We start from the raw sequence: 22593 nt of genomic DNA, 5'->3' as shown, positions 1-22593 counted from the left end.
GCTGCCGGGCCCGGCGCCGCACTCGATCAGTTCTGCCCCAGCATGCCGCGCATGGTGGCGATTTCGGCTTCCTGATCAGCCACGATCTTGGTCGCGAGCTGCCTGGATGCCGGGTTCACCCCGCCGTTCAGTTCGACCTGAGCCATGTCGACGGCGCCCTCGTGATGGGCGATCATCATCTCCAGCCACTGCTTGTCGAAATCGGCGCCGCTCGCGGCTTCCAGGCTGCTCATCTGCGCGTCGGTCATCATGCCGGGCATGTCGTGCCCGCCGTGGCCTTCCGTCGCGCTCGGCGCGGGTTTGCCGAAGCCGGTGAGCAGGTCGGTGATCTGCTGCATCTCCGGCGCCTGGGCCTTCTCCACCTGCGCGGCCAGTGCGATGAGCTGCTGGTTCTGGGTGCGGCTCGGCACCATCTTCGCCATGTCGACGGCCTGTGCGTGATGCGGGTACATCATCTGCAGGAAGCTGACGTCGGCGTCGTTGAAGTCGGTGCTCGCGGTGGCGCTGGTCGTTGTCGAGGTGGCGTGCTCGGTCGGATGGGTGGTGGTGCTGTCGTCGCTACAACCGGCCGCGAACAAGACGGTGGCGGCCGCGGCGACGAGAACGTGGATACGACTGATGGACATGGTGATCCTCCTGGGGATTCTGGTGGGGTGTCGACACTGGCGAGGCACGAGCTGTGCCGCGCCTGTCAGATCCGCAGAATCGCCAGTTGGGAAAGGGTGAGGACGGTCCACGGTGGTGGGCGCGTCCGTCTGCCGCGCCATACCTTCGAGGCGAGCCGGGCGGTTCGGGCGGTGTCGCCGAGGCGGTAGAGCAGGACCAGGGTCAGTGCGATGGCGAGTGCGACGAGAACGAAAACGCAGCCGTGGACGGCAGCGTGCTCATCGCAGCCTGCCGCGCCGCAGCCGGTGTGCGGGTCGGACGGAGCGGCGATGGGCGTCGAGGCGGGCGGTGCTCCGGCGAAGGCGGGGGAGCCCTTGGCGGAGTGGTCGGACGGCGCTGCCGCGAGAACCACGTCGTGGCTGTCGGTCGCGGCGGAAGGTGGTTCCGGGTGGTCGGACGGGGCGATCGCGGCGGCCGGCGCATCGTGACCGTGCGCACCGTCGCTCGCATGGGCGGTGCCGAAGACCGCGGAGTGCATGGCGACGATTCCGGCCAGCAGCATCAGCACGGCGAGCGCCCTGGCAATGCCGGGTGCGCGCGCGGGCGGATGCTGGTCCATCACGACGACCAGTCTAGCGATCGCCATCACGATACCGGGTAGGGGTAGGAATCACTGGGTGGCGATGTCGACGACCAGGCGCGGCGGATCGGCCAAGGTTGTGACGGCGAACGGTGGCTGATCGGCGTCGATGCCGATGAACGACTGGGTGACGCCCTCGTAGACCAGCTTCTTGTAGACGCCGGTGATGGCCGGTGCGCTCGGATCGGTCACCGGATCCGGCCCCGCGAACGGGGGGACGACCGAGTCGAACGGGTACGCGGAGCCGAGGATGCGCACCTCGAGGATCGCTCGGCCCGCCACGTCGACGGTTTTGCCGCTGCCGTCCTGCACCGCGCGATCGGTGTAGGACACCTGCCACCCGGGAGAGCCTGTGCCGCCGAGCGCGAAGACCACCCGGTCGAAGCCCGGCTGATGGCCGATCCGGATATCGCTCACCGTCAGCGCCGCACCCGGCGAAGCCGCGCCGGACTTCGGGCCCGCGTCGGTGGGTACCTCGCCGGTGGCGTCGGCGAAGGTGCTGGTGGTGCTCGTCGTTGCCGGCGGCGCCGTGGCCGGTGCGTCGTCGGTGCCGCAGCCGGACATCGAAACCGCAGCCGCGGCGATCAGCACGAACACGAGGGCGTTGCGCATGAGGCTGATGGTACGCACGGACGATGGTGTGGTGGGCGCAGGAAGGCGGGGTGTGTTCGGGCTACGGAAAGTTTGCTGGCGGCTCGGAAATGGGAGCTGTTCCGGTCGATGCGCGCAGGTCGCAGCCCGGATTTTCGGTGAACGCGTACCAGATCGGAAGTTAGCGCCACCTGCGATGATCGGACGTGACGCGCGGGAATCGCGGGCCGCGACCAAAGCATTGGGGAACAACGGGATTCGTCGATTCCGCGAATTCGAGGCGATCTGCAAGGACGTCGCAAATCGATGAGACCCGTTATTGTTCAGCGGAATACATCCCACGACCCCCCGTTGTGAGCGACCCGAGCCGCCGATACCGGGCCCGGATGTGACGGTGGGGCAACGATCTAGCACACTTGCCGGGTGGACAGTGTTGAGGACGTATTCGATCGACTACGCCGGTACCCGGATGTGGAAGCGCCGAACCTCTATGCCGTCGACGCCGCCGACCGGCTGATCCTCGACACCGCCGCGGACACCCTCGCGACCGCGGGTAGCGGCGAGGTTGCGGTGATCGGCGACGCGTACGGCGCGCTCACCCTCGGCGTCGCCGCGCGGCGCGGTCTCGCCGGGCTGCGCGTGCACCAGGACCTAATCACCGGCGAATCGGCCCTCGCGGCCAATGCCAAGACCCTCGGGCTCACCGATCGCTACACCACCCACGCCCTCGACGCTGACCTGCTCACCGGCGCGCGCGTGGTCCTGATGCGATTGCCGCGGATGCTCTCGGGTGTCGCCGAGATCGCCGAGGCCATCGCCCGCTACGCCGCCGGCGACGTGGTGGTGTTCGCGGGCGGTCGCGACAAATACCTCACGCCCGCCATGAACGAGGTGCTCGCCGAATCCTTCGCGCGGGTCCGTGCGGGCCGGGGCAGGCAGAAGTCGCGCGTGCTCATGGTCAGCGAACCGCTGCCGGTGGGGGAATCGCGATTTCCGGTGCGTGAACACGTGATCGAGATCGACGGCGATGTCGTCGCGTTCGGTGCGGCGTTCTCGGGATCGCGCCTCGACATCGGCACCCGCTTCCTGCTCGAACACATGGACCGGATGAAGCCCGACGCGCGCGACGCCGTCGATCTCGGTTGTGGCACCGGCATTCTCGCGGTCGCGCTGGCCAAATCGCGCCCGCACATCAGGGTGGTAGGCACCGACCAGTCCGCTGCCGCGGTGGCCTCGGCCAGGGCTACCGCCGAAGCCAACGGCGTGGCCGACCGGGTGACGGTGGTGCGCGACGACGCCATGTCCTCGGCCGCCGACAACAGCGCTGACCTGGTGCTGTGCAATCCGCCGTTCCACGTCGGGGCGGCCGTGCACACCGGCTCGGCGATCAAGATGTTCGTCGAGACCGGGCGGGTGCTCCGGCCTGGCGGCGAGCTGTGGACCGTGTACAACTCGCACCTGAACTATCGCGGCGTGGTGGAGCGGATGGTTGGCCGCACCGATGTGATCGGGCGGAACCAGAAGTTCACGGTCACGCGGTCCGTTCGTGGTCTGCGCGACGTACAACGATAGGGCGACCCGAAAGCGGTAGAGTCCGAATTGTCCGAACGGGCGGTGGTGCGGTCCAAAAACCGGATCGCTGGGAACTTTGTCCGATCGTGGCGCGTTGAACAGGGCAGTTGGAGCTTTTTGTAGCTACAAGAAAGGCGCACGGTGCGTACCTCATCGAATCCGGTGTTCAAGAACCTTCCCCGCCAGGAGGGTGTCGGCGGTTACGCGAACTTCGGTTCGGGCGTAGCCGGCGCGGGTCAGGTCGGTAACCAGCAGTACGGCGAGTACGGGCAGCAGTACGGCCAGCAATTCCAGCAGGCCCCCGCCACCCGTGCGATGACCATCGACGACGTGGTCACCAAGACGGGCATCACCCTCGCGGTGCTCACCGTCTCGGCGATCGCCTCCTACGCGCTGTCGACGGCGAACCCGTCGCTGGCGCCGCTGTTCGTCATCGGCGGCGGCATCATCGGCCTGGTGCTGGTCCTGATCGCGACCTTCGGCCGCAAGATGGACAACCCCGCCATCGTGCTGTCCTACGCGGCCTTCGAAGGCCTGTTCCTCGGCGCGCTGTCGCTGATGTTCACCGACGTCACCTTCGGCGGTGTCGGCGGTAGCGCCCTGATCGGCCAGGCGGTGCTCGGCACGTTCGGCGTGTTCGCGGGCATGCTCGTCGTCTACAAGACCGGCGCCATCCGCGTGACCCCGCGCTTCACCCGCATGCTGATCGGCGCCATGGTCGGCGTGCTGGTGCTGATGGTCGGCAACCTGATCGCGAGCTTCTTCACCGACGGCGGCTTCGGCCTGCGCGACGGCGGCCCGCTGGCGATCGTGTTCAGCCTGGTCTGCATCGCCATCGCCGCGTTCAGCTTCCTGCTGGACTTCGACGCCGCCGACCAGCTGATCCGCGCCCAGGCCCCCGAGAAGGCCGCCTGGGGCGTCGCCCTCGGCCTCACCATCACCCTGGTCTGGCTCTACATCGAGATCCTCCGCCTGCTGAGCTACTTCCAGCGGGATTGATCCAGAAGCACAAAAACAAATCGAGCGGCTCCCTACGAACTGTGGGGAGCCGCTCGACTATGTCCAGCGAGTACATGGGTAACTCACCGGGTACCAGCTAACCTGGCCGCCTCCGGAGTCTGGCCGCCACAGATGTCTCGCGGCACCCGAGTCTGGCCATAAGTCGCGGAGAGGCGGAGGAGCCTATCTCAGCTGAGGCGCTCGATGACCAGTGCCATGCCCTGGCCGCCGCCGACGCACATGGTCTCCACGCCGAACTGCTTGTCGTAGGTCTGCAGGTTGTTCAGCAGGGTAGTGGTGATGCGCGCACCGGTCATGCCGAACGGGTGACCCAGCGCGATCGCGCCGCCCGAGACGTTGAGCTTGTCCTCGTCGATCTTCAGCTCACGCGCCGAGCCGAGCACCTGCACGGCGAAGGCCTCGTTGATCTCGAACAGGTCGATGTCGGAGACCGACTTGCCCGCGATCGCCAGCGCGCGCTTGACGGCCTCGACCGGGCCGAGGCCCATGATCTCGGGCGACAGGCCCGAGACACCGGTCGACACGATGCGGGCCAGCGGGGTCAGGCCCAGCTCCTTGGCCTTGGTGTCGCTCATGATGACCAGCGCCGCGGCGCCGTCGTTGAGCGCGCAGCAGTTACCGGCGGTGACGGTGCCGTCGGGACGGAACACCGGCTTGAGCTGGCTGACCGCCTCGTAGGTGACGCCGGCGCGCGGGCCGTCGTCCTTGCTCACGATGGTGCCGTCGGGCAGCGTCACCGGGGTGATCTCCCGCTCGAAGAAGCCGGCCTTGATGGCCGCTTCGGCACGGTTCTGCGAGCGCACGCCCCAGTGGTCCTGGTCTTCGCGCGAGATGCCGGTCAGCGACGCGACGTTCTCGGCGGTCTGGCCCATCGCGATGTAGGCGTCGGGGAGCAGACCGTCCTGACGCGGGTCGTGCCACACGCCCGCGCCACCTTCGGCGGCCTTGGCGGTACGGGCGACGGCCTCGTCGAAGATGGTGTTCCGGGTGTCGGGCGAGCTGTCGGCCGAGCCACGGGCGTAGCGCGACACGGTCTCCACGCCGGCGGAGATGAATACGTCACCCTCGCCTGCCTTGATCGCGTGGAAGGCCATCCGGGTGGTCTGCACCGACGACGCACAGTAGCGCTGCACGGTGGTGCCGGGGACGACATCGAGGCCGAGCTCGATGGCGATCATGCGGCCCATGCCGAAGCCGCCCTCGCCGGCGGGGGAGCCGGTGCCAAGGATGATGTCGTCGATCTGCGTCGGATCCAGCGAAGGCACCTTGGCCAGCGCGGCACGAACCATCTGCGTGGTCAGGTCGTCCGGGCGCATTCCCGCCAGTGAACCCTTGACGGCACGGCCGATGGGGGAACGGGCGGTGCTGACGATGACGGCCTCGGGCATGAGGACTCCTTTTCGCATTGTTCGACGTGAACGGCTGTTTAGCTGCCGGTCATCCTTCGAATCTACGTCTCCAGTTGCGCGACCGGAAGGGCAGGGCGGTCGCGCACCTGCGCGATCAACACCGGAAGCAGCTGCGCTGCCGCCAATTCGTAGCCCGCCGCGGATGGGTGGAATCCGTCGGTGGCGAACAGGATCTCGGGCGATGCCCGGAACTCCGAGGCGACAAGTGGCGAGCCCATCGGCACCGCGATGCCGCCCGCGATGGTGGTCGCGACCGTCTGCGCCTTGGCCAGCCGCACGCTCCAGTTCGCGACGATCGTGCGCAGCGGCTGCTGGATCGCGGTGACGGTGCCGAGGTTCGGGCAGGTGCCGACCACGACCAATGCGTCGGCCTCACGCAGCCGCGAGACGGCCGCCGCGAGCCTGCGCGCCGAGGCCCGGATGGAGTGCTTCTTGGTGATGTCGTTGGCGCCGACCAGGATCACCGCGGCGTCCGGCGGCGGGCCCGCGACGAACATCGCGTCGACCTGTCCGGCCAGGCCCTTCGATGTGGCACCCGAGATCGCCTTGGTGCTCAATCGGATTCGCATGCCGGTGGCCTCGGCGAGCCCGCGGGCCAGCCGCACGCCGGGGACATCGGTGGCGCCGAGGCAACCGAGCCCGGCCGCGGTGGAATCGCCGAAGATCATCAAGTGCAGGTCGACCGGCGTCGTCTTGCGCCACGGCTCGGGAACGGTCGCCCCTGGCGCGTACACGCCGTCGGCCTCGGGCGGCTTGGAGGTGTCGCGACCGATCACGGCGCGCGCCGCACCGGCTTGGGTCATCAGCAATCGATACGTCGCCCAGGAGACCGTTCCGGCGCTCGATCCGGCGAGCACCGTCGTCGCTCCGGTAACGACCGCGGTCCGCCAGCTGATTCGAGGTGCGCTCACATTCAAAAATTCTACGACTGATCCGCCTCTCCGGGCCGGTGGCCGGACCCGGGTGCCGCACCGGTCCGCACGCGGCCGGGGGTTCGGAGGTGTGAGTTGGCCCGTGCTCGACGAGTTACCCATCTACTCGCGAGATCGGGGGTTCTGCAACGATGGAGCTATGCGCATCGCGGATCATGTGGTTGACCTCATCGGCAACACGCCCCTTGTTCGGCTGAACTCGGTGGTCGGCTCCAACGCGGGCCTGGTGGCCGCGAAGGTCGAATACCTGAACCCGGGCGGCAGCTCCAAGGACCGGATCGCGGTCAAGATGATCGACGCCGCCGAGCAGGACGGACTGCTGAAGCCGGGTGGCACGATCGTCGAGCCGACCTCGGGCAATACCGGTGTCGGCCTGGCGCTGGTCGCGCAGCAGCGCGGGTACAAGTGCGTGTTCGTGTGCCCGGACAAGGTCAGCGAGGACAAGCGCAACGTGTTGCGTGCTTACGGCGCCGAGGTCGTGGTCTGCCCGACCGCCGTGCCGCCGGAGCACCCCGACAGCTACTACAACGTCTCCGATCGCCTGGTCCGCGAGATCGAGGGCGCCTGGAAGCCCAACCAGTACTCCAACCCGGGTGGCCCCGACAGCCACTACGAGACCACCGGCCCCGAGATCTGGGCCGACACCGAAGGCAAGGTCACCCACTTCGTCGCGGGTGTCGGCACCGGCGGCACGATCTCCGGCACCGGCCGCTACCTCAAGGAGGTATCCGGCGGCAAGGTGAAGATCATCGGCGCCGATCCCGAAGGCTCGGTGTACTCCGGCGGCACCGGTCGCCCGTACCTGGTCGAGGGTGTCGGTGAGGACTTCTGGCCGAGCGCCTACGACGCGTCGATCCCCGATGAGATCATCGCCGTCTCCGACGCCGACTCCTTCGAGATGACCCGGCGCCTGGCTCGCGAGGAAGGCCTGCTGGTCGGCGGTTCCTGCGGCATGGCCGTGGTCGCCGCGATCGAGGTCGCCCGTCGCGATCCCGATGCCGTGGTGGTCGTGCTGCTGCCCGACGGTGGCCGCGGCTACCTGTCGAAGATCTTCAACGACAAGTGGATGAGCTCCTACGGCTTCCTCCAGACTCCCCTCGAAGCGGGCCCGGAACCGCTGGTCGGCGACGTGCTGCGCGGCAAGTCCGGCGCCCTGCCCGACCTGGTGCACACCCACCCGTCGGAAACCCTGCGCGACGCCATCGAGATCCTGCGCGAATACGGCGTCTCCCAGATGCCCGTCGTCGGCGCCGAGCCGCCGGTCATGGCAGGCGAGGTCGCGGGCAGCGTCACCGAACGCGACCTGCTCTCGGCCGTCTTCGAAGGCCGCGCCAACCTCACCGACTCCGTCGCCCAGCACATGAGCCCGTCCTTCCCGCTGATCGGCTCGGGCGAACCCATCTCGACCGCCACCAAGGCCCTGTCGGATTCCGACGCGCTGATGGTCGTCGAAGACGGCAAGCCGGTCGGCGTCATCACCCGGCACGATCTACTCGGCTTCCTCAGCACCGGCTCCATCTGACGCCGAGGCCTCGCGAGACACCGCTGAGCGGCTCCCACACCTGATGTGGGAGCCGCTCAGCTGGTTTGTGGCGCCGCTCGGGTCAGCGGTCGAGTGCTGAATGCAGTGCCACCCATTGCTCCGGATGGACGTAGGCGACCACAGTGCCGGGTGCGATCCCCGCTGTCGCCATCGCGTCGTCCACACCCTGGTAGCGGGTGCGCAGGGACGCGCGGACCGTACCGCCGACTCCGGAGAACGCGGCCCGCACCAGCTCCGTGTAGGAATCCCGGTGGGGGACAAGGGGTTGCGCCCGTCGGGTGATTCGCAGGATCGCCGAGTCGACCGAGGGGATCGGGCGGAAGTGGTGGCGGGGTACCTGCCCGCGGAGTTCCCAGGCGAACCAGGGCCAGGTCGATGCGGTCAGCAGGCTCCAGCGGCCGTAGTCGCCGGTGCGTTTGCGGGCGTATTCGCGTTGGGTGAGCAGGGTCGCCGAGGTGAGGGTGGGGGCGGTCAGGCACCAGTCGACGATCTCGGCGGTCACCGAGTACGGGATGTTGCCCACCACGGCGAACGGCTCGCGGGGAGCCTTGGCCTTGGTGAAATCACCACGGACAACCCGGATTCCGTTCTCGGAACGCGTTTGCGCCGAGAGCTTGGCCGCGAGGAGTGGATCGATCTCGTACGCGGTGACCTGTGCGCCCCGGCGGGCAATGGCACGCGTGAGAATGCCCGCACCCGCACCGGGCTCGAGGACGGTCCCCGTCGGTTCGGCGACCGTCACGATCGAGTCGACTGCGGCCTGATTCACCAGAAAGTTCTGTGACAGTGTCCTTCTCGCGTGGTCACGGGCGGTACGGCCACCGCGCTGAGCGGTGACCTTGCGCTGAGTGTGTGAATAGTTTCGGTGTGAATGATCCTGCGCCACGGCAGTTGCCCCTTCGGGTCTTCGAGTTGATGGAGGCTCGAAGGGCCCTGGGCGCGCCGGTGGACGCCGATGAAGTTATCCGCGTCCGCTAGCGGGCCCGAGCCCGGCTGTAGCGGAGGCGAATGAAGTAGTTGCACGACATGGGAACGAACTCTAGGAATGCGGGGAGCCGCGGCGCAACCGGATTTCGGTTCGGCCGGTGATCAGGCGGGTCCGGTGCGCGCGCGGCTACGGGCCCGTACCTCGGCGACCGCCGATGCGGCGGCGCGGATCGCGCTGTTGATGGAGATCTCACCGCGCATGCCGGGTGCGGCGACCATGTCGCCCGCCAGATAGATGCCGTCGCCTCGATCGATGGCGTGCCGGTCACGCCAGGTGGTTCCGGGTAGATCGAGTGCGCCGGTCCGGCCTTTCGAGGTGGCGGTGCGGTGGAAGGTGTTGCGGGAGCGCCAGTCCGGGATGGTGGCATCGGCGAACTGTTCGAGGCGCTCGTGAGCGGAGTCGCGGGATTCGTTGTCGCGCAGCGGCATCTGGAGTTGGTACAGGGATTCGCCTGCGGGAGCGATGGTGTCGTCCTGCATGGTGTAGCTCTCGTGGAAGCCGCCCTGGTCCAGGTCGAAGACGATGCTGCGGTCTCGGCGGTCTTTGATGACGCCGAGGTCGAGAAGCGCCGCGAAACCGCTGGTGCCGTGCAGGGTGTCGTCGCCGAGCAGGCGACGGGCGGAGTCGAGGTCGGTGGCGACGATGACCGGTCCACCGGCGGGCAATTCGGTGACCCGCGAACCGGTTTCGATGCGCACCCCGAGTTCGGTCGCGCGCGCGGCCATGCGATCCATCGTCTGCTGCCAGCCACCGCGCACCCAGCGCACCGCGGGGACGGCGGGGCCGAGTGCCCGCTGGAACAGATCCCAGACGAAGGCGGCGGAGAGCCTGCCGGTGTTCGCGTCGTAGGTGACCACGCTGATCGCGTTGGCGACCTGGGTGGCCGTGCGCTCACCCCAGCGACCGGCGGCCCAGGTGTGGAAGTCGACGTCGACCGGGGCCTGCAACCACTTGCGTGACTGCGCGCGCAACATCCCGAGCGGAGGCACGCGGCGGATCGTGCCGTCCGTGCGGAACCCGAGTCTCGTGGCGTCGGCGAGCCCCGGCCAGCCGAGGCCGGCCACGAAACCGCGCTCCTTCAACCAGGTGTAATGCGGGCCGTCGGCGTAGAAGACATGCGCGCCTTCGTGGGCGACGTGCGGTGGTGGCGTCGCGCGACCACGTCCGCCCAGCGCCTTGTGCGCTTCGAAAAGCTGGACCGGCACGCCGGTTTCGGCGGCGGCGATCGCGGCCGTGAGTCCGGCCAGTCCGCCTCCGACCACGGTGATGGGTGTGTTCATCCTCGGTCCTCTCCTTCGGGAACCGCCCAGTCGAGCCGGGCGGCGATCAACTCTGCGGTAGCTCGTAGGTATCGGTCGGTGTCGACGTCGGCCGGGTGGTCGCCGTCGAAGATGTCGCGAATCATCCAGAAGTGGGCGAGCGCGCCGACCAGGACCGCCGCGGTGGCGTCCCAGTCCTGCTCACCGGCCCGGTCCCCGGCGAGCTCGACCAGCCCGCGGGTGACCGCCGACATCACCACCGCGTACTCCTGCTGCCGGAAGACCTCCAGCAGGGAAGTGGGGATCGAATTGTCCCGCAACAGAATTCGGGTGACGTCGCGATCGTGATCCAGACGCGCCAAGCCGATCCCGCACAGCGCGACGATCTTGTCGACGGTGCTGCCCGACGGCGTGATCGCCTCGAGCGCCGCCGCGACGGAGAACGTGGGCGCCAGGAACTGGTCCCACTCGCCGCGATCGCTCAGCCGCGTGTCCACCGCGGCCACCAGCAACTCGTCCTTGGACTTGAAGTGCCGGTACAGCGCGCCGGACCCGCCGGAGAGCCCGGCCGCCCGCTCGATCTGCGCGACCGAGGTCTTGGCGAAGCCCTGTTCCCCGAACAGGCGCAAGGCCTCGGTCAGGATCCGCTCCCGCGACGTAGGCGACTCGCTGTAAGTAACCACTTACTCACGGTGACTCGAGTGTGCGACGAACACAAGACCCCTGCGGTGAGTAGTGGGTCACTGTGCCGCTGACCGGCCGTGAGCAAATTTATCGCTACTCGACCGATTCGATGAGTATTACCTGGGTAAACACCACGAACAGGTGCTTCGGCAATTCAGCCGCCCTGATCAGCAAGAGCGAGCGAAAGGACTGGCCGTGGATACCTCCGTCGTTGCGATAGATTTCCAGCAGGGCTTGACCGACGCGTGGAGTTCGGTCGCGCAGTTCGTCCCCAAAGCGGTGGCGTTCATCGCCATTCTTCTTGTCGGCTGGATCATCGCGAAGGTGGTCGCCAAGATCGTGAACGCGGTGCTGGAGCGCGTCGGATTCGACAAGCTCGTCGAACGCGGCGATCTGCGGAAAATGCTGTCCCGCAGTAAATATGACGCTTCCGACATTATCGCCAAGATCGCCTATTACGCGATTCTGTTGATCGCGCTACAGATCGGTTTCGCGGTATTCGGGCCGAACCCGGTCAGTGCGCTGCTCACCAGCATCGTGGCATGGCTGCCCAAGGCCGTGATCGCGATCGTGATCGTGGTGATCGCCGCGGCCATCGCGCACGCGGTGAGCGACCTCGTCTCCAATGTGCTCGGCGGGCTGTCCTACGGGACCATGCTCGGCCGGATCGCGGCGGTGTTCATCTGGGGCATCGGCATCATCGCCGCGCTGAACCAGATCGGTGTCGCGACCTCGGTGACCACGCCGATCCTGATCGCCGTGCTCGCCACCATCGGCGGCATCCTGGTGGTCGGTGTCGGCGGCGGCCTGGTGCGGCCCATGGAACAGCGCTGGAGCAACTGGCTCGGCAATCTGGAATCGGAGATGCCCGCGATGAAGGGGCATGCCCAGGCCTACCAGCGTGGACGCGAGGATGCCGAGCGTCAGGGTGAGCGGGTGGCACCGAGCACGACCCAGCAGGCATGGGCCACGCCCGGCGCGAGCGCCACGGAAACCGAGCCCGGCTGGGGTGGCGAAACGGCTAGATGACCAACCGGCGTCGGCGCACCGTCAGCCTGCGGGAGGCGGGGCGCCGTCGTCGTTCTCAGTCGTCGGCGTACGCGCACACCGCGGCAAGGCGCAACTGCAGCCAATCGGCATCGTGCCAGTTGTCCGGCGCGCCTGCGAAGAATCCGTCGGCCCGCTCGGCGAAATGATCGAGTAGTCCGCGGACATAACCGGCGAGCAGCACGATGAGCGGCACCCGGGCCGAATCCTCGACGCCGAGCTCGAGAATGTCGCGCACCGCGGCGGCATGCTGATCCAACTGCGCCGACAACGCGGGCACCGCCGCGGCGACGACCGCCGCGGGTGCTCCGAACTCGGTGTTCAACTGCTGTATTTGTCGTTGCGCCGAAAGTTCGAGCAACGCGCGACCTGGCGCAAACATCACAATATGATAGCAATCTATACGGTGATGCTGAAATTGGATTGTTTCAAGATCAAACTCATGGCCTGGCGAATATGACGCAACATCGAGCACGCGCGATCGAATTCCGGTGAGCGCAACCATGGTCGCTGTCCAGGTGTTCTGCTGGACTGTCGAACATGGGCAGCGAACGTCGGAAATTGAAGACCGTCACCGGGGTCAGCGGATCGCGCGACGTGTACGCGGCGGCGCTCGACCCGACCCGATCGACCCTCGACGAAGCGGTACGGATCGCCCGGATCGCGCAGGCCAACAAGATCGGTGCGCTCTTCGCGGCGGACCTGCTCAGCTTCGGTGCCCAGGGCGCCATCGGTGCGCAGGAACCGCTGATCCAGCTCGCCGCCCTCAGCGCGGTGACCACCGATGTGGGCCTCATCGCCACGGTCACCACCACCTTCCACCATCCCTACAATCTGGCCAGGTTGTTCGGCACGCTCGACCACATCAGCAACGGCCGCGCGGCGTGGAACGCGGTGACCTCCTCGCTGGGGGAGGAGAACTACGGCGATGAGGACCTGCCGAGCCCGGAGCAGCGCTACGCTCGCGCCACCGAGTCGCTGGAAGTGGTCAACGCGTTGTTCGACAGCTGGCAGCCGGGTGCGCTGCGGCAGGACAGCAATGGTGTTGTGGCACTGGACGAATCGCTCGTGCGGCCGATCGGCCATGTCGGACAGTATTTCTCGGTGCGTGGTCCGCTGAACATTCCACCGCTGCCCCAGGGCAGGCCGGTCCAGTTCCAGGCCGGTCAATCCGCGGGCGGGGTCGAGTTCGGTGCGCGATTCGCGGAGGTGGTGTTCACCTCGCTGCCGACGCTGGAGGATGCGATCACCTACACGAAGAAGATCCGCACCCGTGCTACCGAATTGGGCAGACCGGACGGACTTCCGCTCATCTTCAGTTCCTTGCACGCCACCTATGGCGCGACGGAGGAGCAGGCCCGCCGGCTGGTTCGCGAGGCGGCCGAAGCCACCGATTTCGAGGCGGGGCGCCGTCAGCTGGCCGACATGCTCGGCGGCGACATCGATTTGTCCGACCTGCCACTGGACAAGCCCATCCCGGAAACCCTTCTACCGCAACTGGGCTCGGTCCACCGGCGCCGCGGCCGCGTCGAGATCTTCGGCAAGCTCGCCGCGTCCGGCGCGACGCTGCGCGAACTCGTCATCGCCGCCAAGGACACCGGCCACTGGGCCGTTGCGGGCACGCCCGAACAGCTGGCCGACGCGATCGAGGAGCGCTATCGGGCGAATGTGCTCGACGTGATCTCCCTCGGCGGGCTCACCGACGAGCGCACCCACGATTTCGTCGTCAACGGTCTGCTGCCCGAACTGCGTCGCAGGAATCTGCTCGATACCGACTATCTGGGCGCGACCTACCGGGAGAACCTGGAACTGCCCGCGCCGACCGCGGCGGCCAGGGCGTAGCCGACACGACAGCGCGGAGTTGCGCGAACCGGGCGCCCGATGGACTCTGAATGGGTATAACCGTTCCGAGACAACTTTCGGCAAACCAGCTCGGCGAGCGAAGGGATCCGCAGTGCAGGTCACCGACCCGGCCGTACAACTGTTCGGCATGAGCCCGGTTATCGCTGCTAGCGCAGGGTATTCGGCGCAGACGAGGATCGCCGAGGCGTGGCGGCGCTCGCCCTACGCGCCAGTACTCGGACGTCTCACCGCCGCGATCATCTGGGGTTGCGGCAGTGTGGCCGGTCTGACCGTGCTCGGCATTCCCACAGCGATCACCGTGCCCATCGCGCTGACCGTCCTCACGGTGGTGATCGTCGTGCTCGCCGCGGCCTTCGCCGGCGGCATGATCAGGCCGAGACCGGCCGGTACCTGACCTACCGGAACGCGTTCGCGTCGGTGAGCGCCTTGCCGATGACCAGCTGGTGCACCTCGGCGGTGCCCTCGTAGGTCAGCACCGACTCCAGGTTGTTGGCGTGCCGCAGCACCGGGTAGTCGAGGGTGATCCCATTGGCGCCCAAGATGGTTCGGCATTCGCGAGCAATCTTGATTGCCTCGCGAGTGCTGTTCAGCTTGCCCGCACTGATCTGCTCGCCGGTGATCTCGTGACGATCCTTCAACCGGCCCAGGTGCAGCGCGAGCAACTGTCCCTTGCCGAGCTCGAGCGCCATATCGGCCAGCTTGGCCTGAGTGAGCTGGTAGCCCGCGAGTGGCTTGTCGAATACCTCGCGGCTGCGGGAGTAGTCGATCGCCGCGCTGAGGCAGTCGCGGGCAGCGCCGAGCGCGCCGAAGATGATGCCGAACCGCGCTTCGCTCAAACAGGCCAGCGGCGAACTCAGCCCGCGTGATTCGGGCAGCACCGCGTCGGCGGGCAAGCGGACGTCGTCGAAATCGAGTGCGGCGGTGATCGATGCGCGCAGCGACAGCTTGCGGTGGATCTCGCGAGTGGTGAAACCCGGTGTGCCCGAGGGCACGAGGAAGCCACGCACCCGCGGCTTGTCCGCGCCCGGCTCGTCCGCGTAGGCCCAGACGATCGCGATATCGGCGACCGACCCGTTCGTGATCCACATCTTGGACCCGTTCAGCACCCAGTCGTCACCATCGCGACGCGCCCGCGTGCGCATCCCGCCGGGGTTGGACCCGAAGTCGGGTTCGGTGAGTCCGAAGCAGCCGATCACCTCGCCGGCCGCCATCGCGGGCAGGTACTGCTGCTTCTGCTCCTCCGACCCGAAGAAGTGAATCGCCGCCATCGCCAGCGAGCCCTGCACCGACACCATGCTGCGCACCCCGGAGTCGACCGCTTCGAGCTCCTGGCAGGCGAGCCCGTACGCGGTCGCCGACGAGCCCGCGCAGCCGTAGCCCTCCAGGTGCATGCCGAGCAACCCGAGCTTGCCCAGTTCCGGCGCGATCTCGCGAGCTGGGAACGTGCCCTGCTCGAACCAGTCGGCCAGGTGCGGTCGCAGCCTGCGTTCCCCGAATCGCGCCACCGTGTCGCGGATCTCGCGCTCCTCCTGCGACAGCAACGGATCGATGGCGAACAACTCTTCGACAGTGACCATGGCGTGAGCTTAACCGCAGTACCACGCCCGAATCCGACACTTCGACCAGGCCGATACCCCAGCGATCGCACGCGAAGCGAGCCAACTAGTCTGAGGCAATGAGTGAGCTGGGATTCTCCACCAGGGCCGTGCACGCCGGATATGAACCCGATCCTCAGACCGGTGCGGTCAACGTGCCCATCTACGCGAGCTCGACCTTCGCCCAGGACGGCGTCGGCGGCATGCGCGGTGGCTACGAGTACGCGCGCACCGGCAACCCCACCCGCACGGCACTGGAAGCCAACCTCGCCGCCCTCGAATCGGGCAGTTACGGGCGGGCCTTCGCCTCGGGTATGGCGGCCACCGACTGCGCGCTGCGCGCCATGCTGCGCCCCGGCGATCACATCGTGATCCCCGACGACGCCTACGGCGGCACCTTCCGGCTCATCGACAAGGTCTTCAGCCAGTGGGGCATCGAGCACTCGCCCGCCCACATCGCCGACCTCGACGCGGTGCGCGCGGCCATCCGCCCCAACACCAAGCTGGTGTGGATCGAGACCCCGACCAACCCGCTGCTGAGCATCGGTGACATCCCCGCGCTGGCCGATATCGCCCACGAGTCCGACGCGAAGCTGGTCGTGGACAACACCTTCGCCACCCCGTACCTGCAGCAGCCGCTGCTGCTCGGCGCCGATGTGGTGCTGCACTCGACCACCAAGTACATCGGCGGTCACTCCGATGTCGTCGGTGGCGCGCTGATCACCAACAGCGCCGACCTCGACAAGGATTTCGCGTTCCTGCAGAACGGCGCGGGCGCTGTCCCAGGTCCGTTCGACGCCTTCCTCACGATGCGCGGCATCAAGACCCTGGCCGTGCGCATGGAGAAGCACTGCGACAACGCCGAGGTCATCGCGGAGTTCCTCACCAACCACCCGGCCATCTCCCAGGTCATCTACCCGGGCCTGCCCACGCACCCCGGCTACGAGATCGCGCAGAAGCAGATGCGTCGCAGCGGCGGCATGATCTCGGTGCGCCTGGTCGGCGGCCGGGACGCGGCGCTGAAGTTCTGCTCGCGGACCGAGATCTTCACCCTCGCGGAATCGCTGGGCGGCATCGAATCGCTCATCGAACATCCCGGCGCGATGACGCACGCGAGCACCGAGGGATCGGCGCTGGAAGTCCCCGCCGACCTGGTCCGGCTCTCGGTGGGCATCGAGGACATCAGCGATCTGCTCGCCGATGTCGAGCAGGCGCTGAGCTGAGCAGGGCCAACACACATGACGAAGCGGCCGCATCCGGATTCCGGATGCGGCCGCTTGCGTTCGGGTTCTAGATGTACGGGTTCAGCGCGCTCAGCTGTGGTACGGCTCCGCGCTGACCAGCGTGACCTTCATGGTGTTGCCGTTGGGGAGTGTGTACTCGCGGGTCTCGCCCACCTTGGCGTCGATCAGCGCGCCGCCCAGCGGCGAGTTCGGCGAGTAGGCCTCGAGGCCGGTGGCGCCGAGCCCTTCTTCGCGGGTCGCGATCAGGAAGGTCTCGGTATCGCCCTCGTCGCCGTCGTAGTAGACCGTGACGACCGAGCCCGGCAGTGCCACACCGGATTTGGTGGGGGCGACGCCGACCTTGGCGTTGTTCAGCAGTTCCTGCAGCTGGCGGATACGCGCCTCCTGCTGACCCTGCTCTTCACGCGCGGCGTGGTAGCCACCGTTCTCCTTGAGGTCGCCCTCTTCGCGGCGCTCGTTGATCTCGGCGGCAATGACCGGACGATTGGCAATGAGCGAGTCCAGCTCGCCCTTGAGCCTGTCGTGCGACTCCTGGGTAAGCCAGGTCACATTCTCGGTCATCTCGATCACTCCCTAGTAGTTGTTCCCGGCGCACCGGGATTCCCTGAAACCGGCGCGAGACCCCCCGAAGGAGGGCATGCACCAGCCCGACGGCTGGAGCGATCCTGGGGGTGAACCCGATACCCACAAACAGCACCGCTGGCCGCCAATGCAGCAAACACGGCTCCGAACCCCGGAACCGTGTATCAGACCATTTTAGCATGTCTCATAAATATGCAGGTCAGGCTAGGCGGGCGTGCGCAGGTAGCCCGGAATCTGGTCACTGCAACCATAGATGTCGCCCGCCGAAGCGCGGGCTGATGACTTCACCGTAGTGCTCACCTGCACGCTGGTCGAGTCCGAGCCGGGAACGAGTATTTCGCGCCTGCCCACCTCGGCGCCGTCGCGATCCATCGCGCGCACGAAGCAGACCACTGCCTGCTGTGGGTTGTCGCGGGTCACCTTGATCCGCACGTCCAGGGTGGCGTCGTCGACGACCACATAGCCCAGCTGCTCGGTCTCGACCGCCTTCGGACCATATTTCTGGAAGCCCAGATAGGCCACCGCGAAACCGGCCACCACCACGCCGACACCGAGCAAAACCATCAGCCACAGGCGACGCGCAGGTGGTTTCGTACCGTATCGATCGGCGTGTCGCGCTGCTGCCGCGGCCGAGGTCGCGGCGGAGTCGGGTGCGGGCTCGGTCATCGGTTTCGCGCTCCCGGGGGTGGTCGGAACAAACAGGGGGTCGGATGGAACTATAGGTAACGACATCTGACACCCGCGAGCGAGAGCGACGGTGAACGAGAAGTGAGTGGCCTTCGCCTCATGGCAGTGCACGCCCACCCCGACGACGAATCGAGCAAGGGCGCCGCGACGACCGCCAGGTACGCCGCGGAGGGCGTCGAGGTGCTCGTCGTGACGTTGACCGGCGGCGAGCGCGGCAGCATCCTGAACCCGGCCATGGACACCCCCGGTGTGCTGGACCGGATCAACGAAGTGCGGCGCGAGGAGATGGCCGCGGCCGCCCACGCGCTCGGCGTGCGCCAGCACTGGCTGGGCTTCGTCGACTCGGGCCTGCCCGAGGGCGACCCGCTACCGCCGCTGCCCGAGGGCTGCTTCGCGCTGGTGCCGCTCGAGGAATCCACCGAGGCGCTGGTGCGCGTGATCCGCGAGTTCAAGCCGCAGGTGATCACCACCTACGACGAGAACGGTGGCTACCCGCACCCGGACCACATCCGCTGCCACGAGGTGTCGATGGCCGCGTACGAGGCCGCGGGCGATCCGACGAAGTTCCCCGAGGCGGGCGAGCCGTGGACACCGCTCAAGCTCTACTACGACCACGGTTTCAGCATGAAGCGCCTGGAGGCCTTCGCCGACGAGTACGAGCGCATAGGTGAACCGTTCCCGCTGCAGGAGTGGCTGGACCGGATGAAGCAGTACCAGGCGGCGCGTGGCGACATCATGGGCCGGGTCACCACCCAGATCGAATGCTCGAAATACTTCCCCCAGCGTGACGACGCCCTGCGCGCCCACGCGACCCAGATCGATCCCAACGGCGCGTTCTTCGCGATCCCGTTGGAGATGCAGCAGCGGCTCTGGCCGACCGAGGAGTTCGAATTGGCCAAGACCAGAGTGTCCACCGCTATCCCGGAGACCGACCTGTTCGCCGGCATCGAGGACACTGACCGGTGATGTTGGTCTACCTCGCGCAGCAACCCACCGGCCCCGAGTTCGGCAAGGCCTCCCCGCTCGGCCTGCTGGTCATCCTGATCCTGCTGGCAGGCACGGTGCTGCTGGTCCGCTCGATGAACAAGCATCTCAAAGGCCTGCCCGAAACGTTCGAACCCGAGCACCCGGAACCGGATCAGAAGGCCGACGAGGGCACCGAGCCGGGCGTGATCACCGAGGACGCCGCCGACCCGCCGAAGCCGACCGCTTAGCGGGCTGCGGCGAGATCGGCGACGAGTTCGCCGACGAGGTCGCGTGCGGCGGTGGCGTGTTCGGCCACCGAGCGCTGCGCGCCACTGTTGCTCAGCTCGATCATCGTGTTCATCAGGCCGAACAGGGCGATGAGTCGCCGCAGCGCCGCGCGGCGCTCGGACGCTGTCATGGCTGCCGTGGTCATCGTCATGTTCACAGCTATGGGATCGTCGCAGGTCGTGGGTTCGTTTCGCCCGAGATTGAATCGTTGCTGGAGCGAACTACCAGTCGATGAGGTCGAGTTCGTGCAAACGCCGGAAGACCATCAGCGAGCCGGGGGCGACGTGGTCCATGGCCTCGTATTCGCTGCCGGTGAAGTAGCGGAATTCGGCGATTTCGCCGGTGGCCTGGGGTTCGCCGGTGAGTTCGGCACGGAAACAGGTCATGTGCAGACCGGTGTTGCGGCGGTGGCCGAAGGCTTCGGCCTCGAAGACACCGAACTCGGCGACACCGGCCAGGCCGACGCCGAGTTCTTCCTCGATCTCGCGATGTAGCGCCTGTAAAGGGGTCTCGCCGGGGTCGATCTTGCCGCCCGCCATGTAGAAGACATCCTTGCCTTCGGGACGCGTCTGAATCAGCCTGCGGTCGCGGACATGGGCGAGGGCGGCGGTGCGGATCATGGGGATCACTCTAGGGAGCGATCGGCTCCGGCTCACGTCGAACGTGCTCCGCGTCACCCTGGTGTCTGGGTCAGCTCACGAAGTCGGTGCCGGTGGCGGGTCGACGGTCAAAGTCTCGGCGGCGGCCAGAGAGTCGGCGCGCGAGGTGTCTTTGAGGTCGACTCCAGAGCGGCCGAGTGCGCGGGCCCCCGCGACCAGACCTGCCACCACCCGGGCGGCGTCGGCATAGGCGAGGCCGTCGGGCGGGTGGATGTTGGAGATGCAGTTGCGTTCGGCGTCGGCACGGCCGGGGCGCGGCAGATGGGTGAGGTAGATACCGAGGCTGTCGGCGACCGACAGGCCGGGGCGCTCGCCGATCAGCACCAGGACTGTACGCACGCCCATGGCTTCGGCGATGTGGTCGCCCAGCGCCACTCTGGCCTGGGTGGCGATGACCGGCGGTGCCAGGGTGTAGCGGTCGCAGAGTTCGCCGGCGAGGGCGGCGAGCAGGCCGGGGGCGTGCTCGGACAGTGCCAAGGGGGACAGCCCGTCGGCGAGAACGAAGCCGATGTCCGCGCGGGTAGCGGTGACGGGGGTGAGGTCGTCGGGCACTCTGCCGAGATCGGGGCGGCGCAGGTACTCGGCGCGATCGGCCGCCCTGCTGGCTACGGTGACCGGAGTGCCGAGACCGAGCGTGGCGATCTGCTCGGTGAACGTCGCGACGTCCAGCGGAAGGTGCACGGCGTCGCGGGCCGCAGCGTGGGCGGCGCGCAGTGCGAGGACATCTGTCGTAGGTAGCGCGTCGCCGGTGCGGCCGAGCCCGATCCTGGCTCGCGTGCTGTCCCGGAGATCTCGCCAGAAGTCCTGGGCGACATTGGATTCCGATGGTCGGCCCGCGGGGGATACGGCAGCGTCCTCGGCGTGCGGAGAACCTGCCGGATCGCGCGACGCCGCTACGTCGTCCGTGCTCGGCATCATTGCCTCCAGGCTTCGGTGGTCGTGACCGACTGTGGATAGTTTCGGCGCTGGCCCTGGCGCGGTCACCGGGTGGCCGTCAGTGCGCGCAGAGGTGACGACAGCGGTTCTACTTGTCGCACACGGCCGTTCGCGTCGAGCATGCCCAGGCCCGCCAGCCAGGCCTCGAATTCCGGTGCGGGGCGCAGGTTCAGGACCTGGCGGGCGTAGAGGGCGTCGTGGAACGACAGGCTCTGGTAGCCGAGCATCACGTCGTCGGCGCCGGGCACCGCGATGACGAAGGCGCAACCGGCCGCACCGAGCAGCGTGAGCAGGGTGTCCATGTCGTCCTGGTCGGCCTCGGCGTGGTTGGTGTAGCAGACATCCACGCCCATCGGCAGGCCGAGCAGTTTGCCGCAGAAGTGGTCTTCGAGCCCGGCCCGGATGATCTGCTTGCCGTCGTAGAGGTACTCGGGTCCGATGAAGCCGACGACTGTATTCACCAGCAGCGGTCGCAGATCCCGGGCTACGGCGTAGGCGCGTGCTTCCAGGGTCTGCTGGTCCACCGGCCGATCACCAACGCCCAGATGGGCATTCGCGCTCAGTGCTGACCCCTGCCCGGTTTCGAGATACATCACGTTGTCGCCGACGGTGCCGCGCCGCAGCGATCGCCCCGCCTCGTTCCCCTCCCGCAACAGCGAGATATTCACGCCGAAGCCGGTATTCGCGCCTTCGGTACCCGCCACGGACTGGAACACCAGGTCCACCGGCGCCCCGGCCTCGATCAACCCGATGGTCGTGGTGACGTGGGAGAGCACGCAGGACTGGGTCGGGATATCGAAGCGAAGGCGCACCTCGTCGAGCAGATGCAGCAGATCCGAGGTGGCCTGCGGTGAGTCGGTGGCGGGGTTGATCCCGATCACCGCGTCGCCACAGCCGAGCAGCAGTCCGTCCAAGGTAGCGGCGGCGATCCCGCGCGGATCATCGGTCGGATGATTGGGCTGCAACCGCGTGCTCAACCGGCCGGGCAGGCCGATGGTGGTGCGGAATCCCGCGGTCACCTCGACCGCCTTGGCCACCGCGATCAGATCCTGATTGCGCATGATCTTGCTGACCGCGGCCACCATCTCCGGTGTCAGCCCCGGCGACACCGCGGCCAGGGTCGCCGCGGAATCGGCGGCAGCGGCGACAGCGAGCAGCCAGTCGCGCAATCCGCCGACGGTCAGATGCGAGATCGGCGCGAACGCCGACCGGTCGTGACTGTCGATGATCAGCCGGGTGACCTCGTCGGTCTCGTACGGAACCAGTACGTCGCTCAGAAACGTGGTCAGCGGCACCTCGGCCAACGCCCACTGCGCGGCGGCACGTTCGGCATCGGTGGCCGCCGCGCATCCGGCGAGCTCGTCACCACTGCGCAGGGGAGTGGCTTTCGCCATCAGGTCGATCAACCCGTCGAAGGTGTGGGTCGTAACGCCGATTGTGCTGCGGTACAAGGTCATCGGTCCCTTTCGAGAGTTTCCACGG

At 67.5% G+C, this 22593-nt stretch carries 25 protein-coding genes; 9 read left to right on the top strand and 16 right to left on the bottom strand.

The window, feature by feature from the left end:
* Positions 1 to 26: 26 nt before the first annotated feature.
* From ACWZHB_RS23730 to ACWZHB_RS23720, 3 genes are all read right to left on the bottom strand, one after another.
* Complete coding sequence (locus ACWZHB_RS23730) at positions 27 to 626, bottom strand: DUF305 domain-containing protein (protein WP_427904035.1); 600 nt, start codon at positions 624 to 626, stop codon at positions 27 to 29.
* Positions 627 to 691: 65 nt separating this feature from the next.
* Positions 692 to 1252, bottom strand: a complete 561-nt coding sequence (locus tag ACWZHB_RS23725) for a hypothetical protein (protein ID WP_427904034.1) — start codon at positions 1250 to 1252, stop codon at positions 692 to 694.
* A gap of 24 nt (positions 1253 to 1276) precedes the next feature.
* Positions 1277 to 1858 carry an AMIN-like domain-containing (lipo)protein gene (locus tag ACWZHB_RS23720; protein ID WP_427904033.1) on the bottom strand — a complete coding sequence of 194 codons (582 nt, stop codon included), beginning with the start codon at positions 1856 to 1858 and terminating at the stop codon, positions 1277 to 1279.
* A 402-nt stretch (positions 1859 to 2260) separates the two neighbouring features.
* Here ACWZHB_RS23720 and ACWZHB_RS23715 point away from each other — a divergent pair, with 402 nt between their 5' ends.
* Together ACWZHB_RS23715 and ACWZHB_RS23710 are read left to right on the top strand one after the other, a co-directional pair.
* The gene (locus tag ACWZHB_RS23715) at positions 2261 to 3409 is read left to right on the top strand and encodes a class I SAM-dependent methyltransferase (protein ID WP_427904032.1); all 1149 of its coding nucleotides are present in this window, start codon (positions 2261 to 2263) and stop codon (positions 3407 to 3409) included.
* Between the two features lie 141 nt (positions 3410 to 3550).
* Positions 3551 to 4408 carry a Bax inhibitor-1/YccA family protein gene (locus ACWZHB_RS23710; protein ID WP_427904031.1) on the top strand — a complete coding sequence of 286 codons (858 nt, stop codon included), beginning with the start codon at positions 3551 to 3553 and terminating at the stop codon, positions 4406 to 4408.
* A 188-nt stretch (positions 4409 to 4596) separates the two neighbouring features.
* On the opposite strand, the gene ACWZHB_RS23705 is transcribed toward ACWZHB_RS23710, so the two are convergent.
* Together ACWZHB_RS23705 and ACWZHB_RS23700 are read right to left on the bottom strand one after the other, a co-directional pair.
* Positions 4597 to 5817, bottom strand: a complete 1221-nt coding sequence (locus ACWZHB_RS23705; RefSeq protein WP_427904030.1) for an acetyl-CoA C-acetyltransferase — start codon at positions 5815 to 5817, stop codon at positions 4597 to 4599.
* A 62-nt stretch (positions 5818 to 5879) separates the two neighbouring features.
* On the bottom strand, positions 5880 to 6749 hold the full coding sequence (locus tag ACWZHB_RS23700) for an SGNH/GDSL hydrolase family protein (RefSeq protein ID WP_427904029.1): 870 nt from the start codon (positions 6747 to 6749) through the stop codon (positions 5880 to 5882).
* Between the two features lie 160 nt (positions 6750 to 6909).
* Here ACWZHB_RS23700 and ACWZHB_RS23695 point away from each other — a divergent pair, with 160 nt between their 5' ends.
* Positions 6910 to 8292 carry a cystathionine beta-synthase gene (locus tag ACWZHB_RS23695; RefSeq protein WP_427904028.1) on the top strand — a complete coding sequence of 461 codons (1383 nt, stop codon included), beginning with the start codon at positions 6910 to 6912 and terminating at the stop codon, positions 8290 to 8292.
* A gap of 82 nt (positions 8293 to 8374) precedes the next feature.
* Here the strand turns inward: ACWZHB_RS23695 and erm are convergent, their stop codons facing one another.
* From erm to ACWZHB_RS23680, 3 genes are all read right to left on the bottom strand, one after another.
* Positions 8375 to 9199 (bottom strand): 23S ribosomal RNA methyltransferase Erm, encoded by an 825-nt coding sequence (gene erm, locus ACWZHB_RS23690; protein ID WP_427904027.1) that lies wholly within the window; start codon positions 9197 to 9199, stop codon positions 8375 to 8377.
* Positions 9200 to 9402: 203 nt separating this feature from the next.
* On the bottom strand, positions 9403 to 10581 hold the full coding sequence (locus tag ACWZHB_RS23685; protein ID WP_427904026.1) for an NAD(P)-binding protein: 1179 nt from the start codon (positions 10579 to 10581) through the stop codon (positions 9403 to 9405).
* The gene (locus ACWZHB_RS23680; RefSeq protein ID WP_427904025.1) at positions 10578 to 11243 is read right to left on the bottom strand and encodes a TetR/AcrR family transcriptional regulator; all 666 of its coding nucleotides are present in this window, start codon (positions 11241 to 11243) and stop codon (positions 10578 to 10580) included. The genes ACWZHB_RS23685 and ACWZHB_RS23680 overlap by 4 nt, the downstream gene beginning before the upstream one ends.
* Before the next feature lie 196 nt (positions 11244 to 11439).
* Between ACWZHB_RS23680 and ACWZHB_RS23675 the strand changes: the two genes are divergently transcribed.
* A complete protein-coding gene (locus ACWZHB_RS23675; RefSeq protein WP_427904024.1) occupies positions 11440 to 12273 on the top strand; it encodes a mechanosensitive ion channel family protein in 834 nt (277 codons plus the stop codon).
* Positions 12274 to 12328: 55 nt separating this feature from the next.
* Here ACWZHB_RS23675 and ACWZHB_RS23670 read toward each other — a convergent pair whose 3' ends face one another.
* Positions 12329 to 12673, bottom strand: a complete 345-nt coding sequence (locus ACWZHB_RS23670; RefSeq protein WP_427904023.1) for a DUF6401 family natural product biosynthesis protein — start codon at positions 12671 to 12673, stop codon at positions 12329 to 12331.
* 158 nt (positions 12674 to 12831) lie between these two features.
* Between ACWZHB_RS23670 and ACWZHB_RS23665 the strand changes: the two genes are divergently transcribed.
* Both ACWZHB_RS23665 and ACWZHB_RS23660 read left to right on the top strand, forming a co-directional pair.
* The gene (locus ACWZHB_RS23665) at positions 12832 to 14133 is read left to right on the top strand and encodes an NtaA/DmoA family FMN-dependent monooxygenase (RefSeq protein WP_427904022.1); all 1302 of its coding nucleotides are present in this window, start codon (positions 12832 to 12834) and stop codon (positions 14131 to 14133) included.
* Positions 14134 to 14245: 112 nt separating this feature from the next.
* Positions 14246 to 14548 (top strand): hypothetical protein, encoded by a 303-nt coding sequence (locus ACWZHB_RS23660; RefSeq protein ID WP_427904021.1) that lies wholly within the window; start codon positions 14246 to 14248, stop codon positions 14546 to 14548.
* Between the two features lies 1 nt (position 14549).
* On the opposite strand, the gene ACWZHB_RS23655 is transcribed toward ACWZHB_RS23660, so the two are convergent.
* Positions 14550 to 15731 (bottom strand): acyl-CoA dehydrogenase family protein, encoded by a 1182-nt coding sequence (locus ACWZHB_RS23655; protein ID WP_427904020.1) that lies wholly within the window; start codon positions 15729 to 15731, stop codon positions 14550 to 14552.
* 98 nt (positions 15732 to 15829) lie between these two features.
* Between ACWZHB_RS23655 and ACWZHB_RS23650 the strand changes: the two genes are divergently transcribed.
* Entirely contained in the window at positions 15830 to 16972 is a 1143-nt protein-coding gene (locus tag ACWZHB_RS23650) for a cystathionine gamma-synthase (protein ID WP_427904019.1), read from the top strand.
* Positions 16973 to 17062: 90 nt separating this feature from the next.
* Here the strand turns inward: ACWZHB_RS23650 and greA are convergent, their stop codons facing one another.
* Positions 17063 to 17554: a transcription elongation factor GreA gene (gene greA, locus ACWZHB_RS23645; RefSeq protein ID WP_056813695.1), complete on the bottom strand. Its 492-nt coding sequence runs from the start codon at positions 17552 to 17554 to the stop codon at positions 17063 to 17065.
* 225 nt (positions 17555 to 17779) lie between these two features.
* The gene (locus tag ACWZHB_RS23640; RefSeq protein ID WP_427904018.1) at positions 17780 to 18241 is read right to left on the bottom strand and encodes a DUF4307 domain-containing protein; all 462 of its coding nucleotides are present in this window, start codon (positions 18239 to 18241) and stop codon (positions 17780 to 17782) included.
* Positions 18242 to 18361: 120 nt separating this feature from the next.
* Between ACWZHB_RS23640 and mca the strand changes: the two genes are divergently transcribed.
* Both mca and ACWZHB_RS23630 read left to right on the top strand, forming a co-directional pair.
* Positions 18362 to 19228 carry a mycothiol conjugate amidase Mca gene (mca, locus tag ACWZHB_RS23635; protein WP_427904017.1) on the top strand — a complete coding sequence of 289 codons (867 nt, stop codon included), beginning with the start codon at positions 18362 to 18364 and terminating at the stop codon, positions 19226 to 19228.
* Positions 19228 to 19476, top strand: coding sequence for a hypothetical protein (locus ACWZHB_RS23630; RefSeq protein ID WP_427904016.1), 249 nt, complete (start codon positions 19228 to 19230; stop codon positions 19474 to 19476). The genes mca and ACWZHB_RS23630 overlap by 1 nt, the downstream gene beginning before the upstream one ends.
* On the opposite strand, the gene ACWZHB_RS23625 is transcribed toward ACWZHB_RS23630, so the two are convergent.
* The 4 genes from ACWZHB_RS23625 to ACWZHB_RS23610 all read right to left on the bottom strand — a co-directional run bounded on the left by ACWZHB_RS23625 (position 19473) and on the right by ACWZHB_RS23610 (position 22568).
* Positions 19473 to 19667, bottom strand: coding sequence for a hypothetical protein (locus tag ACWZHB_RS23625; protein ID WP_427904015.1), 195 nt, complete (start codon positions 19665 to 19667; stop codon positions 19473 to 19475). The two genes, ACWZHB_RS23630 and ACWZHB_RS23625, sit on opposite strands and share 4 nt — an antisense overlap.
* A gap of 70 nt (positions 19668 to 19737) precedes the next feature.
* A complete protein-coding gene (locus ACWZHB_RS23620) occupies positions 19738 to 20136 on the bottom strand; it encodes an NUDIX hydrolase (RefSeq protein WP_427904014.1) in 399 nt (132 codons plus the stop codon).
* 75 nt (positions 20137 to 20211) lie between these two features.
* On the bottom strand, positions 20212 to 21093 hold the full coding sequence (eutC, locus tag ACWZHB_RS23615; RefSeq protein ID WP_427904013.1) for an ethanolamine ammonia-lyase subunit EutC: 882 nt from the start codon (positions 21091 to 21093) through the stop codon (positions 20212 to 20214).
* Positions 21094 to 21155: 62 nt separating this feature from the next.
* On the bottom strand, positions 21156 to 22568 hold the full coding sequence (locus ACWZHB_RS23610) for an ethanolamine ammonia-lyase subunit EutB (RefSeq protein ID WP_427904012.1): 1413 nt from the start codon (positions 22566 to 22568) through the stop codon (positions 21156 to 21158).
* Between the last annotated feature and the right edge of the window lie 25 nt (positions 22569 to 22593).

The organism is Nocardia sp. FBN12, assembly GCF_054031145.1.
The sequence above is the reverse complement of the archived record's forward strand: the minus strand, read 5'-3'. Positions and strand labels throughout refer to the sequence as shown.